The following is a 13846-nucleotide window of genomic DNA, read 5'->3' on the forward strand; positions in this document are numbered from 1 at the left end:
GCGCCCCGTCGGGGAGCCGCGGCGTGTCGCCGTTTGCGTCCGCAGTTGTGGTCGGGCGCATGCGGGCCAGGCCGGAGTGACCGGTAGCAGTGTCGGTGCCACCGGGGTAGCATCGGGCCATGTCCCACACCAAGATCAGTCTCAGTCTGAGTGAGAGCGATGTGGCCTTCCTCGACACCGAGGCAGTGAGTGGTCGGTACGCCTCGAGGTCGGCCGCCGTGCAGGATGCGGTGAGGCTGCTGCGCGAGAGCCGCCTCGCTGATGCATATGCCGAGGCGTACGCGGAGGGTTACGACGACGAGTGGGATGCCGCGGTGGGCGACGGGCTCGCGTCGGCATGAGCGCGGAGGCGATCCCCCTGCTCCGGCGCGGACAGGTGGTGCTGGCGTCGTTCGATCCCGCGGTGGGGTCCGAGGCCCGCAAGACCAGGCCCGCGGTGATCGTGAGCAACAACACCGCGAATGCGGCGGCATCACGAAGCGCGCGAGCGACGGTGACCGTCGTGCCGCTGACGTCGAACACCACGAACGTGCTGCCGTTCCGGGTCGCGCTTCCGGCCGCGGAGACCGGCCTCGATCGCGACTCCAAGGCGCAGGCGGAGCAGGTGCGCACGATCGCCATCGCGAGGATCGTGCGCCCGGTCGGCTGGGTGCCGGCCGAACTGATGGCAGCGATCGACGAGGCCCTTCGGCTGCACCTCGCACTCTAGGGTAGGCACCCGCGCCCGGGAGCGGCGGTCAGGCCTGTTCGCGCCTCGCGATCTCGTCGGCGAGCTGCTGCACCTCGGTGGCATCCGCATCGCGCGCGAGGGCGACGTAGTGATCCATGACGGCCGGTCGATAGCGCACGGGCATGGTCTGTCCGGGGGCGAGTCGGGTGAGTGCGGTGATCGTCAGATCTTCGTCTGCGATGCCGCGGAACGAGGCGCCGTCCGCCGTCTTCACATCGAGCATCAGCACCACGCGCGGACTGCCGTCGCTGCTGACCTCACGCCAGTCGACGAGAACGCCGAGCGCGAGCGTCCCGGCGCGCAGTTCGGCGTTGCGTCTGCGCGCCACACCGCTCAACAGCGGGTTCGGCGTGACGCCGGGGAAGTCGGGCCCGACGCCGAGCGACTCCCGGCTCAGGTCAGGCCTCAGCTGCGACATCAGGTCGTCGAGACCGAGCTTCTTCTTCTTCGAACCGAACATCCGGACCCCTCCCTCGCGCCTGTGCCGACACCTCGGCACAGCGCTTCGCGTTCATCGCGATTGTAGGTCACGGTCGATTCGCGTCGGCTCGGCGCTTGCCTCCCACGCCCGCACGACGCAGGCGATCGGCGATCAGGATGCCGAGGGCGGTGGCGGCCAGGCAGCTGGCGATCGTCACGGCGAAGAAGGCGATCTGCAACGCCAGCGACATCGCACCGAGGTTGAACCATGCCCATGCCGAGATCGGATACACGATGCCGACCGCGAGCGCGCCGAGGTAGTGCATCCCCGTGCCCCAGTACCGCCACAGCACGAACAGGAACGGCAGCTCGGTGAACGCCGCCCACCACAGATTCGTCGCGACGCTCGTGAACCCGTAGCCCGAGAACGGCACGAGCACGAGACCGGCGATCAGGGCGACCAGCAGCCCCACGAGCGGACGCCGCAGCAACCGCAGCGCGATCACCGACGGCAGCAGCCAGAGCCCGGCGAGCGCCATGCCCAGGAACGGCAGCGGCCCGGTCAGGATCGTCGAGGCCCAGTTCATCGGGGCGAGCAGAACGGCTCCGGCGACGCCGAGCGCCGCGCATGTCAGCAGGATCGCGGTCGGGATGCGGGCGCGGCGCGAGCCCGCAGTGTGATTCCGCGTCTCGGCGGGTGATTCGGGATGCCGTTCCGACCCCGCGACGTCGGGAGTGCCCGGCGTGCCGCTCATACGAGGGGCTCCGCTGCGGCTTCACGGGCAGCCTTCGAGGCGGGGGATGCCGCGCCGATCTTCCAGTAGCCACAGAAGCTGACGCTGTTCTTGTCGACCCCGCGCTCGCCGACGAGGTGCTTGCGCACTCCCGAGGCGAGGGCCTGCTCGCCGGCCGCGTAGGCGTGGAACGGTTCCTCGGGAAGCGCGGTCGTGTGGAGCGCGGCGAGGGCGAGGGCACCGGGCTGCTCGTCGTGCGGTCGCACGATCCACGCGACCTCGATGCCGGACGGATGCGGGAACTCCAGCGCATCCTCCTCGGCGGGAACCTCGATGATCGCCGTGCCCACGGCATCCGCCGGGAGGGAGGCGCAGATCGATGAGATCGCGGGCAGTGCGGTCTCGTCGCCCACGAGCACGACGCGGTCGGTGCCGCGCTCTGGGTTGAACGTGAGCCCCTCGTCGATGATCAGCACATGTTCGCCGGGTGCGCAGGTCTCGGCCCAGCGCGACGCCGGTCCCGCGGTGCCGTCGGCCGCCGAGCCGTGCAGCACGAAGTCGACGTCGATCTCGGCGCCGGCATCAGCCGTGGCGGAGCGGTAGGCCCGCACGCTGTAGTTGCGCATCACCGGGCGTTCGCCGTCGGGGATGCGCAGGAACTTCAGGTAGCCGAACATCTTGTTCGCCTTGGCGGGCACGCGCTCGAGCCCCGCGTCGCCGCCGATCGGCAGGAACAGGCGGAACCACTGGTCGAACCCCATCGGGCGGAACTGCTCGATCTCGCCACCGCCCAGCGTCACGCGGATCCAGTGCGCCGACAACCGTTCCGTGCGCAGCACCTCGAGGTGGATGAGCTCGGTCGACGCGGGCTTGACCATCTTGCTGAATGCCACGGTGACGCCTTTCAGGGAAGCTGCCAGGGGAAGAACACGACGAAGATCACAGCGGATGCCGCGAACCACAGCGCGATGAACACGGTGTCGCGCGTGCGGAACGGTACGAGGTGCCGCTCGGTGCGAGTGGCGTGGGCCCCGAACGCACGGGAGTCCATCGCGAGGGCGACGCGCTCCGCATGCCGGATGGCGCCGGCCAGCAGCGGCACGATGTACCCCCAGCCGCGGGCGATGCGGGCGAAGGGGCCGCGTCCGCCGTGGTGGCCGCGCACACGGTGGGCGGCCCGGATCACCGCCAGTTCGTGACCGAAGCGCGGCACGAAGCGGAAGGCTGCGAGTGCGGTGTAGCCCACGCGGTAGGGCACCCGCAACTGCTGCACACTCGCCCGCACCAGGTCGGGCCCGCTGGTCGTGAGGCCGCCGAGAAGGGCGAGCGAGATGATCGCCCCGAGCCGCACCGCCGTGGCGAAACCGATCTCGAGCGCCCCGGTGTAGAGCGTCCACTCACCGATGCTCAGCGCCGGCGCGGTCGTGCTCACGGGGCCCGCATCGACCCAGAGCGAGAAGCCGACGCCGATCGCCGCGATGCCGACGGGCACGCCGAGCAGCAGGATGAGCAGGATCCGCGGCGTCATGCGTGCGCCGGCGAGGATCACGAGGTAGGCCAGAGCGAGGAAGGTCGCGGGCGTGGCGAGGTCGCGCACGAACACGAGCAGGATCATCGCCGGGGCGACGGCGGCGACCTTGGCGAGCGGGTTCAGTCCGTACAGGAACTGGTGCCGCGACGTCGCGACCATCGCGGCATAGGGGTCGAAGACGGCGACGCTCATGATTCCACCGTCCGCGCATGGGCGGCGAGCACACGCTGGAGCGTGGGCAGTCTCAGGCCGGCATCGGTGAAGACCTTCTCGTCGCGGAACAGGTCGGCCGTGCGTCCGGCCGCGTGCACCCGCCCCTCGGCGAGCACGATCGTGTGGGTGGTGTGCTCGGCGACCAGCTGCAGGTCGTGCGTCACGATCACGATCGTCGTGCCGTCGTCGCGCAGGTCGCGCAGCAGGGCCAGCAGTTCCGCCGCCCTGGCACGATCCTGGCCGAAGGTCGGCTCGTCGAGGGCGAGCACGCGGGGCCGGGTGATCAAAGCGGTGCCGACCGAGAGGCGCCGCTTCTCGCCGCCCGATAGCAGGAACGGATGCACGTCGGCCTTGTGCTCGAGACCGAAGCGCGCCAGCATCTCGTCGACGCGCGTGGTGATCTCGGCATCCGGGGTGCGGCGTAGGCGAAGACCGTGCGCGAGTTCGTCGAACACGGTGTGCGCGATGAACTGGTGCTCGGGGTTCTGGAACACGAATCCGATGCGGGCGGCCAGGTCGCGGGGCGATGCGGTCGCAGGGTCCAGCCCGTCGACCTCGACCTGACGCTTGGGCGGCGGTACGACGCCGGCGAGGGCCTGGATGAGCGTCGTCTTGCCCGCACCGTTCGCGCCCACGATGGCGGTGAGGCTTCCGCTGCCGATCTCGAGATCGACGCCGTGCAGGATCTCGGTGCGGTGACGGGTGACGGTCAAGCCGCGGGCGCGGAGCAGTGTGGGGCCGTCGGCTACGGGGGTGGCGGTGTCGAACAGTGGGGGTGCGGCACGGTCGTCGAGGGAGGCGGCGAGCTGCTCGGCGGTGAGGGGGAGCGGATCGAGCCGGATGCCGTCGGCCCGCATCCGCAGCGCCGCGAGCGTGGCTGCGGGGAGCCACACGCCCATCTCGATGAGCTCGTCGGCGTGGGTGCGGATGATCTCGGCCGCCGGCCCGTCGAAGACGACGGATCCCGCTCGGTCGAGCACGATGGTGCGGGTCACGAAGCCCATCGCGGCATCGAGGTTGTGTTCGACGAGCAGGATGGCGCGATCGCCCGCGGCGACGACATCGGCGAGCGCGGCGTACACGTCGTCGATGCCCTGCGGATCGAGGTTCGCCGTCGGCTCGTCGAGCACGATCAGGGGCGAGCCCATCGCGAGGGCGCACGCGATCGCGAGGCGCTGGCGTCCTCCGCCGGAGAGTCGGTCGGGGTTCTCATCGCGCCGCTGCCACAGCCCCACGCGGCGCAGGGAGTCCTCGGTGCGGGTGCGGACCTCGTCGAGCTCCAGCCGCAGATTCTCGGGTCCGAAGGCCACCTCGTCGTAGACGGTGCCGGTGACGATCTGCGCATCCGGGTCCTGGAACACCATCGCCACATGCGTGCTCAGCGCGGCGGTCTCGGCATCCGCGGTGTCGATGCCCCCGGCCTGGACCGTGCCGGTCATGGTCGCGGGAAGCGCGTGGGGGATGAGGCCGTTCAGGGCCAGCGTGAGCGTCGATTTGCCCGAGCCGGATGGACCGAGCAGCAGCACCACCTCACCGGGATCGATGTCGAAGCTCACGTCGCGCGGCGAAGGGTGCGCGGCATCGGCGTGGGTGAGCGAGAGGTCACGCACGCGGAGGAGAGGCGCGGATGGGCGCACGGCGGAACCCCGGGTCGGTGGATCGTACCGTTCTAACTTAGCCCAGCCTTACCTTCATCGCCATCGACGGGAGGGGCGGTCAGCGTCGCGCGACGCCCGCGCGCGACAGGGCAGCGCCGACTCCGAGGCCGACGGCGGTCCACGCGATCGGGCCGAGCACCGAGATCACCAGGTAGAGCACCTGGGCCCACGGAGCGAGAGTGCTCAGGTGTGCCGCGAAGAAGACCACCACGGCGACGATCAGACCGATGACGGTCGCCGAGATGAAGAAGCGCCACGGTCCCCAGGCGCGGTACCGGGTGAGTGCGGCGACGCCCTCCTGGATCGCGCCGAACAGCAGAGCCGTGCCGATGAAGCGCAGCGCCCAGGCGGGATTGAACGCGCTCGCCACGAGCGCGGCGATCAGGTGGGTGACCAGCGCGACGAGCGGTCTGCGCAGTACCTCCTGCGCGATGATGCCCGGCAGCACGTGCGATCCGAGCAGCAGACCGTAGGCGAAGGGAGCGGTGAGCAGCACGACCGGGGTCAGCAGTCCGGCGATGCCGCCGATGATGCCCGTCGCGACGCCGATGGCCGCGCACACCAGCAGAACTCTGGTCGACAGGACAGGGGTGCGGGCCACCCCCTCAGCCTACTTGCGCGCGGGCACACCCGGGCGTCGGTGGACCGTGCAAAAAGCCGCTCGTCGCGCCGACCACGCCGCTCGTCGCAGCATCCGCCGTCCCGTCCGTGTCCGCGCGCGGATGCTTCCTAGCGTGGGACAACGCAATGATGCGCACACCGAGGAGAACCCCATGACCGCACCGCACCGCGGCGACATCGTCACCGATCCGAAACTCCCTCCCGTCGCCCTCACCGACGAACACCACGAGAAGTCCAGTCGCTGGACCCTCCCGAAGATCCTCCTCTGGTCGGCCATCGCGCTGCTGGGGGCCGTCGCCTGGACCATGCTCGCGATCGTCCGCGGAGAGACCGTCAACGCGATCTGGTTCGTGTTCGCCGCGGTCTGCACGTACCTGATCGGGTACCGCTTCTACTCCAAGGTGATCGAGAAGTACATCACCCGCCCGGACGACCGACGCGCCACCCCCGCCGAGGTCAAGCAGGACGGCAAGGACTACGTCCCCACCGACCGCCGCGTGCTCTACGGCCACCACTTCGCCGCCATCGCCGGCGCCGGCCCGCTCGTGGGCCCCGTGCTCGCGGCGCAGATGGGCTACCTGCCCGGAACGATCTGGATCATCGTCGGTGTCGTGCTCGCCGGTGCCGTGCAGGACTACACGGTGCTCTTCTTCTCGATGCGCCGCGGCGGTCGCACGATCGGACAGATGGCACGGCAGGAGCTCGGTCGCATCGGCGGCACTGCGGCGATCGTCGCCTCGTTGCTGATCATGCTGATCATCGTCGCGATCCTCGCGCTCGTCGTCGTCAACGCCCTCGGCGAGAGCCCCTGGGGTGTCTTCTCGGTGGCGATGACCATCCCGATCGCGATCTTCATGGGCATCTACCTGCGGTTCCTCCGCCCCGGCAAGGTCACCGAGGTCTCGATCATCGGCTTCGTGCTGCTCATGGCCGCGATCATCGGCGGCGGCTGGGTCGCCGGCACCGACTGGGGTCAGGCGATCTTCCACCTCGACCGCACCACGATCGCATGGGGCATCATCATCTACGGCTTCATCGCCGCGGTGCTCCCGGTCTGGCTGCTGCTCGCTCCCCGCGACTACCTCTCCACCTTCATGAAGATCGGTGTGATCGTGATGCTCGCCGGTGCGATCATCCTCGTGCGTCCCGAGATCACCGTCCCCGCCGTGAGCATCTTCGGCGAGAACGGCATGGGCCCGGTGTTCGCAGGTCCGCTCTTCCCGTTCCTGTTCGTGACGATCGCGTGCGGTGCCCTGTCCGGGTTCCATGCGCTGATCGCCTCGGGCACGACGCCCAAGCTCATCGAGAAGGAGCGTCAGTCGCGCTTCATCGGCTACGGCGGCATGCTCATGGAATCGTTCGTCGCGATCATGGCGCTCGTCGCCGCGATCTCGATCGACCAGGGCATCTACTTCGCCATGAACGCGCCGACAGCGGCGACAGGGGGCACGGTCGAAGGGGCCGTCGCCTTCGTGAACTCGCTGGGGCTGACGGGGGTGACGCTCACGCCCGAGATGCTGACGGGCACGGCCGAACTGGTCGGCGAGGAGTCGATCGTGTCGCGCACCGGTGGAGCCCCGACGCTCGCGCTCGGACTCGCGCACATCATGCAGCAGGCGCTCGGCGGGCAGGCGCTCATGGCGTTCTGGTACCACTTCGCGATCATGTTCGAGGCGCTGTTCATCCTCACCGCGGTGGATGCCGGAACCCGCGTCGCCCGCTTCATGCTGCAGGACTCGATCGGCGCCTGGTTCCCCAAGTTCCGCGACGTGTCCTGGCGTCCCGGAGTCTGGATCTGCACCGCGATCATGGTGGCCGGCTGGGGAGCAATCCTCATCCTCGGCGTCACCGACCCGCTCGGCGGCATCAACACCTTCTTCCCACTGTTCGGCATCGCGAACCAGCTGCTCGCCGCGATCGCGCTCGCCGTGGTGATGGCCATCGTCGCCAAGCGCGGCAAGAGTTACATCAAGTGGCTGTGGATCATCGGGCTGCCGCTCGCGTTCACCGCGGTCGTCACGATCACGGCGTCGCTGTACAAGATCGCCTCCCCTGTGCCGGCGATCGGCTACTGGGCAAACCACTTCAAGTACGTGGCCGCTCGCGACTCCGGCGACACCTCGCTCGGAGCGCCGGAAGTGCTCGAAGCCGTCATCCGCAACACCGCGGTGCAGGGCACCCTGTCGATCATCTTCGTCACCCTCGCGATCGTCGTGATGGTCGCCGCAGTCGTCGTGACGATCAAGGCGATCCGCAACGGCGGAGGCGAGAACACGGAGGACGAGCCGGTCGCCTCGCGTCGATTCGCCCCCGCCGGGTTCCTGCCGAACGCCGACGAACGCGAGCTCGAGAAGCAGTGGGAGCCGCTCCTCGCCGATGAGCGCCGCACCTCGGGTCACTGACATGGCCAGTCCTCGGGCGGATGCCGCGACCACCCCTCTGCGAGCGCTCCTCAGCGCCGCGGGGCGGGTGGGCCGCGGCATCCGCTGGTACATCACGACGCTGATGGGCGACACCGCCTACGCGACCTATGTCGCCCATCATCGCCGCGAGCATCCGGGCGAGGAGCCGATGACCGAGCGTGAGTTCTGGCGGCAGCGGATGGACGATCAGGATCGCAACCCCGGTGCGCGCTGCTGCTGAGGCCGCCGCGTGCCTAGGCTGAACCCATGACCGACGTCGTTCTCGCCGCGGTCCTCGGCGCGGTCGGGGGCATCGTGCTCACGGTGCTGCTGCTGCTCGCCCGACGGCTCGCGCGGGGTGCGACCGATCTCGGGAGCGACGCCGAGCAGGCAGCCCTGCGCGCGCTTCACCACGCGAGCCTCGCCGCACCCCATCTGCGCGGAGGGCTGTCGACGCCCGAGGTCACCACGGCCGCACGCCACCTGCGTGTGCTGCTCGGCAGCGTCGCGGTCGCGATCGTCGGCGCCGACGACACGGTCTCGTTCGACGGAGCATCCGACGGGCTGGAGCCCAGCGCACTGCGCATCGCCGAGCGCGTGCGGGCATCGGGACGGCGTCAGGTGTTCCCGGCATCCGGTGACGCCGATCACCTCGAGGGCGTCGGCGCACCGATCCTCGTCGACGGTCGTGTGGTCGGAGTGGTCGTCGCCTTCGCCGCTCCGGTGCGCGCGACGCTCATCCGCGCGGCGGAGGAGGTCGCGGACTGGTGCGCCGCGCAGGTCGAACTGGGCGGCCTCGACGCCTCACGCGCCCAGCTGGCCGAGGCCGAACTGCGCTCGTTGCGGGCGCAGATCTCGCCGCACTTCATCTACAACGCTCTGACCGCGATCGCCTCGTTCATCCACACCGACCCGGCGCGGGCCCGCGAGCTCGTGCTGGAGTTCGCCGACTTCACGCGCTACTCCTTCCGGCGGCAGGGCGAGTTCACGACGCTCGCCGACGAGTTGGGCAGCATCCACTCCTATCTGGAGCTGGAGCGCGCGCGCTTCGGCGAGCGCCTGCAGGTCACGCTGCGCATCGCCCCCGAGACCCTCGCGACGGTCATCCCCTTCCTCTCGGTGCAGCCGCTGGTCGAGAACGCCGTGCGTCACGGCCTCGAACCGGGCGAGGGCGGAGGCGAGATCCTCATCGCGTCACGCGACGACGGCACGCACACCGAGATCACCGTCGAGGACGACGGTATCGGCATGGATCCGGAGGGGCTGCGCGCCGTGCTCACCGCCGGCGACGACGGCCTGCACGTGGGGCTGCGCAACGTCGACACGCGCCTGCGCCAGCTGTACGGCACCGACGGGGGACTGGTCGTGGAGACGAACACGGGCGCGGGTACCCTGGTGCGCATGCGGGTGCCCAAGTCGCAGCCGCTGAACGATCCGGACAACGACTGAGATGTCCTGGACGACGAGTGGGATGTCCTGGACGACGAGTGGGATGTCGCGGACGACGAGTGGGATGTCGCGGACAACGAGTGGGGTGCGCTCATGATCGACGTCCTCGTCGCCGACGACGAGAAGCCCGCGCTGGATGAGCTGGTGCATCTGCTGCGCCTGGACGACCGCATCGGCGAGATCCTCACCGCGAGCACGGGAGCGGATGCGCTGCGCCAGTTGTCGGAGCGTGCGGTGCGGATCGCCTTCCTCGACATCCACATGCCGGGTCTGCTGGGCACCGAGCTCGCGCGGGCGTTCCTCTCGCTCGCCGATCCGCCCGCCGTGGTCTTCGTGACGGCCGATGAGGCGCGGGCGGTCGAGGCGTTCGAGCTGCGCGCGGCCGACTACGTGCTCAAGCCGGTGCGCGCCGAGCGGCTGCGCCGTGCGGTCGATCGGGTCGTCGAGCTGGGCGACTCGGCGACGACGGGCGACGACGAGGTGCTTCCGGTGACCGTCGGCGCGTCCGTGCGGTTCGTCAATCGACGCGATGTGCGCTGGGTGCAGGCGCAGGGCGACTACTCCCGCCTGCACACCGACGACGGGGCGGGCCACCTCGTGCGCATCCCGATCTCGGAGCTGGAGGGCAGGTGGGCAGATGCCGGATTCGTGCGCATCCATCGGTCGTGGATGGTGCGCGCGGCGGCGGTGACCGAGGTGCGCCTGTCGGGGGCCGAGCCCTCGGTGTCGATCGGCGCCGTCGCGCTGCCGGTGAGTCGGCGTCTGGTGTCGGCGGTGCGCGACGCCCTCGTGCGGGGTGAGGGCGCCGGGTGACCGAGGCGCCGAAGCGGGTGCGCGTGACGGCCGACGTGCCGCCGCGGCGGGCATCGACCCTCACGCGCGGGATCGCGCTGCCGGGTGCGCCGGTCGATGAAGCGGATGCCGTCTACGCCCGCGCGCTCCTGCGCAGCCAGCTCCGGCTCGCGCTCGGCACGATCGCGGGGTTCGTGCTCGTGGTCGTGGCGTTGGCCCTGACGATCGCGCTGATCCCCGCGATGGACGAGATCGTGCTGTGGGGGATGCCGCTGTCGTGGCTGCTGCAGGCCTTCGCCTTCTACCCGATCATCCTGGTGTTCGCCCTGCTGTACGCGCGCACCGCCGCGCGCAATGAACGCCGCTACCGTGCCCTGCGAGACCGCGAATGAACGCCGCGATGGATCTGATCGGGGTCGCGCTCGTCATCATCGCGACTCTGCTCATCGGTGTCTACGGGCTGCGTGTCTCGCGCACCACGAGCGACTTCTTCGTGGCCTCGCGTACTGTGCGTCCGGTGTGGAACGCCTCGGCGATCAGCGGCGAGTACCTTTCCGCCGGCACGTTCCTCGGGCTCTCGGGGCTTGTTCTGCTCGACGGCGCTCGCGGCTTCTGGTTCCCGATCGGGTACGCGGCGGGGTACCTGCTGGTGCTCGTCTTCGTCGCGGCTCCCCTGCGGCGCAGCGGCGCGTACACGATCCCCGACTTCATCGAGGCGCGACTGGAATCGACCTCGGCCCGCCGCGTCACCAGCCTCGCGGTGCTGATCATCGGGTGGCTGTACATCGTGCCGCAGCTGCATGGCGCGGGCATCACGCTCGTGGTCGTCGCGGGGTTGCCCGAGTGGGTGGGCGCCGTGACGGTAGCGGTGCTCGTAGCCGCGTCGGTCGCCGCCGGAGGCATGCGCGCGATCACCTACGTGCAGGCGTTCCAGTACTGGCTCAAACTCACGGCCCTTCTGGTGCCGGTCGTGTGCATCGCCTTCGCGCTCAGCAACGGTCCGCACGACTTCGACCCGGCACTCGTGTTCCCCTCCGAGGCCGGGCCGTCGGGGTTCGACGCGTACGAGTCGGCATCCCTGCTCCTCGCGCTGCTGTTGGGCACGATGGGGCTGCCGCACGTGCTGGTGCGCTTCTACACGAGTCCGACCGGGGTGTCGGCGCGCCGCACGACCGTGATCGTGATCGTGATGGTGAGCGCGTTCTACGCGGTCTCGAGCGCTATGGGGCTGCTCGCCCGGATCGCGGCCCCCGACCTCGCCGTGCCGGGGGTCGCCGATACGGTCGTGTTGCTGCTCCCCTCACGAATCTTCCCCGGAGTCTTCGGCGAGCTGCTCACGGCGCTGATCGTCGCCGGCGCCTTCGCCGCCTTCCTCGCCACGTCGGCGGGGCTCGTCGTCTCGCTCGCCGGGGTGATCAGCCAGGACGTGTTCTCGGGTTCCGTGCGCTCGTTCCGCCTGTCGGCTGTGCTCTGCGCGCTCGTGCCGCTCGCCGTGGCCCTGCTCACTGCTCCGGCCGGACTGGTCGCCAGCGTGGGAGTGGTGTTCGTGATCGCCGCGTCGACCCTCTCGCCCGTCGTGCTGCTGGGCGTCTGGTGGCGCGGGCTCACCGCGCGCGGAGCGGTGGCCGGCATGGTCTGCGGCGGGGTCGCGGCGGGCCTGGCACTGCTCGTGCACGCGGCGATCGACGGGGTGGGCGTCGCCGCCCCCTACCTCGCGCAGCCGGCGGCCTGGACGATCCCGCTCGCCACCGCGGTCACGATCGGCGTCTCGCTGCTCGACCCGCGCGGACCTTCGCCCCGCACCGACCGCTTCCTCGCCCGCGTGCATACGCCGGAGCGCGGCTGACGGGGTTGCGCGCCGCGGGGGAGCGTGCAAAACCCGGACGAACTGTGGCGGATGCGGCGGGTCGCAGCGCGCCGCGCCGGGCGGATGCCACATGGTCCGGGTTTCGCCCCGCACCGGCCGCGCTAGATCTGTCGGCTGCGCGGCATCAGTCGCACGGGCGGCAGGGGAGGCGCGGGGATGCGCACGTCGTGCCCCTCGACGACCCCGAATCGGGCCGACGCGGCCTCCCACTCCTCGCGCGCCTCGGCGATCTCATCGTGTGAGCGGCCGGCGAAGTTCCACCACATCACGATGTCGTCCTCGAAGGGCTCGCCGCCGAGCAGGAACAGCAGCCCGCCGCCGGTCGACGACACCTCGACCTCGTCGCGCGAGTCGCCGAGGTAGAGCAGATCGTTGCGATCGAGTGGATGCTCCGACACCACCGCATCGCCCTCGACCAGCATGAGCGCGTGCTCCCAGTCGGAGCGCAACGGCAGGCGCACACGGCTGCCCGCAGGGATGACGATCTCGGCGCCGACGATCGGGGTGTGCACGGATGCGGGAGAGCGCACGCCGGCGAACTCTCCCAGCACGACGGTGGCCGCGGCATCCGCTCCGTCGTCGGCGGCGAGAGACGCGGCGGGCAGGTCGGTGTGCCGCTCGAAACCGGCGGCGCCGTGACGCGCCGACTCCGGGAGCACGACCCAGAACTGCAGCGCGTCGAGTGGCACAGGCCCCTCGCCGAGCGAGTACTCGGAGTGCGAGATGCCGTCGCCGGCGGTCATCAGGTTCAACTGTCCGCGGCGCAGGTCGACGTCGCTGCCGAGCGAATCACGATGCCGGATCTCTCCGGTCAGCGGCCAGGTCACGGTCTGCAGCCCGATGTGCGGATGCGGCTCGACGCGCATCCGCGTCTCGGCGGGGCCGAACCGGTCGAGGAAGCACCAGGCGCCGATCGTCGGGAGGTTGCGGTGCGGGAGCGCACGCAGCACCTTCATGCCGCGCACCCCGCCGAGCGGAACCTCGCGCGGTTCGAGCACGATCCTCCGCGAGCCGATCATCAGGCGCCAGCGGCCTCGGTGCCGGCGGTGTCGGCGCTGCCGGCATCCGGTGTCGCATCCGGTGCCGTGGTGGGCGCGGGGATCCGCGGCCAGCGGATCTCGGCCCCGGGAATCTCGTGCGTCTCGAGATAGCGCGCGATGTACGGGCACAGCGGCACGATCGCGTCGCCGGATGCCGCGGCATCCGCGAGGGCGGCGGCGGCGAGCTTGCCGGCGAGACCCTGACCCTGGAACACGGGGTCGACCTCGGTGTGCGTGAAACGGATCGAACCGTGGCGCCGCTCGAACTCGGCGTACCCCGCGAGTGCGTCGTCGGAGCGGATCTCGTAGCGCGAAGCCTCGTCCTCTCGGGTGACGGTGATATCGGTCATCGGTGCTCCTTCTGGCGTCTTCGTCCAACCTACGCCCGT

At 70.3% G+C, this 13846-nt stretch carries 16 protein-coding genes; 8 read left to right on the forward strand and 8 right to left on the reverse strand.

From position 1 onward, the window contains the following. The first annotated feature begins 119 nt into the window (after positions 1-119). The gene (locus tag P0Y60_04005) at positions 120-341 is read left to right on the forward strand and encodes a type II toxin-antitoxin system ParD family antitoxin (protein ID WEK61930.1); all 222 of its coding nucleotides are present in this window, start codon (positions 120-122) and stop codon (positions 339-341) included. Beyond that, a complete protein-coding gene (locus P0Y60_04010) occupies positions 338-709 on the forward strand; it encodes a type II toxin-antitoxin system PemK/MazF family toxin (GenBank protein ID WEK61931.1) in 372 nt (123 codons plus the stop codon). The genes P0Y60_04005 and P0Y60_04010 overlap by 4 nt, the downstream gene beginning before the upstream one ends. 28 nt (positions 710-737) lie before the next feature. Here the strand turns inward: P0Y60_04010 and P0Y60_04015 are convergent, their stop codons facing one another. From P0Y60_04015 to P0Y60_04040, 6 genes are all read right to left on the reverse strand, one after another. Beyond that, entirely contained in the window at positions 738-1190 is a 453-nt protein-coding gene (locus P0Y60_04015) for a hypothetical protein (GenBank protein ID WEK61932.1), read from the reverse strand. Positions 1191-1257: 67 nt separating this feature from the next. Further along, the gene (locus P0Y60_04020; GenBank protein WEK61933.1) at positions 1258-1905 is read right to left on the reverse strand and encodes an ECF transporter S component; all 648 of its coding nucleotides are present in this window, start codon (positions 1903-1905) and stop codon (positions 1258-1260) included. Next, a complete protein-coding gene (locus P0Y60_04025; GenBank protein WEK61934.1) occupies positions 1902-2777 on the reverse strand; it encodes a siderophore-interacting protein in 876 nt (291 codons plus the stop codon). Before P0Y60_04025 ends, P0Y60_04020 begins: the two co-directional genes overlap by 4 nt. An 11-nt stretch (positions 2778-2788) precedes the next feature. Beyond that, positions 2789-3607 (reverse strand): energy-coupling factor transporter transmembrane component T, encoded by an 819-nt coding sequence (locus tag P0Y60_04030; GenBank protein ID WEK61935.1) that lies wholly within the window; start codon positions 3605-3607, stop codon positions 2789-2791. Continuing rightward, positions 3604-5265, reverse strand: a complete 1662-nt coding sequence (locus P0Y60_04035; protein ID WEK61936.1) for an energy-coupling factor transporter ATPase — start codon at positions 5263-5265, stop codon at positions 3604-3606. Before P0Y60_04035 ends, P0Y60_04030 begins: the two co-directional genes overlap by 4 nt. A gap of 79 nt (positions 5266-5344) precedes the next feature. Next, the gene (locus P0Y60_04040; protein WEK61937.1) at positions 5345-5887 is read right to left on the reverse strand and encodes an ECF transporter S component; all 543 of its coding nucleotides are present in this window, start codon (positions 5885-5887) and stop codon (positions 5345-5347) included. 172 nt (positions 5888-6059) lie between these two features. On the opposite strand from P0Y60_04040, the gene P0Y60_04045 reads away from it, so the two are divergent. The 6 genes from P0Y60_04045 to P0Y60_04070 all read left to right on the forward strand — a co-directional run bounded on the left by P0Y60_04045 (position 6060) and on the right by P0Y60_04070 (position 12396). Beyond that, positions 6060-8309: a carbon starvation CstA family protein gene (locus tag P0Y60_04045; protein WEK61938.1), complete on the forward strand. Its 2250-nt coding sequence runs from the start codon at positions 6060-6062 to the stop codon at positions 8307-8309. Position 8310: 1 nt separating this feature from the next. After that, positions 8311-8550: a YbdD/YjiX family protein gene (locus tag P0Y60_04050; GenBank protein WEK61939.1), complete on the forward strand. Its 240-nt coding sequence runs from the start codon at positions 8311-8313 to the stop codon at positions 8548-8550. Between the two features lie 26 nt (positions 8551-8576). Next, positions 8577-9758, forward strand: coding sequence for a histidine kinase (locus tag P0Y60_04055; protein WEK61940.1), 1182 nt, complete (start codon positions 8577-8579; stop codon positions 9756-9758). Positions 9759-9851: 93 nt separating this feature from the next. Next, the gene (locus tag P0Y60_04060) at positions 9852-10571 is read left to right on the forward strand and encodes a LytTR family DNA-binding domain-containing protein (protein ID WEK61941.1); all 720 of its coding nucleotides are present in this window, start codon (positions 9852-9854) and stop codon (positions 10569-10571) included. After that, the gene (locus tag P0Y60_04065; protein ID WEK61942.1) at positions 10568-10942 is read left to right on the forward strand and encodes a heavy metal transporter; all 375 of its coding nucleotides are present in this window, start codon (positions 10568-10570) and stop codon (positions 10940-10942) included. Before P0Y60_04060 ends, P0Y60_04065 begins: the two co-directional genes overlap by 4 nt. Beyond that, positions 10939-12396: a cation acetate symporter gene (locus P0Y60_04070; GenBank protein WEK61943.1), complete on the forward strand. Its 1458-nt coding sequence runs from the start codon at positions 10939-10941 to the stop codon at positions 12394-12396. The genes P0Y60_04065 and P0Y60_04070 overlap by 4 nt, the downstream gene beginning before the upstream one ends. Before the next feature lie 122 nt (positions 12397-12518). Here P0Y60_04070 and P0Y60_04075 read toward each other — a convergent pair whose 3' ends face one another. Then, on the reverse strand, positions 12519-13436 hold the full coding sequence (locus P0Y60_04075) for a pirin family protein (protein ID WEK61944.1): 918 nt from the start codon (positions 13434-13436) through the stop codon (positions 12519-12521). Then, the gene (locus P0Y60_04080; protein WEK61945.1) at positions 13436-13807 is read right to left on the reverse strand and encodes an N-acetyltransferase; all 372 of its coding nucleotides are present in this window, start codon (positions 13805-13807) and stop codon (positions 13436-13438) included. Before P0Y60_04080 ends, P0Y60_04075 begins: the two co-directional genes overlap by 1 nt. Positions 13808-13846 lie beyond the last annotated feature (39 nt).

It is taken from the genome of Candidatus Microbacterium colombiense, from assembly GCA_029203165.1.
GTDB classification, from domain to species: domain Bacteria; phylum Actinomycetota; class Actinomycetes; order Actinomycetales; family Microbacteriaceae; genus Microbacterium; species Microbacterium colombiense.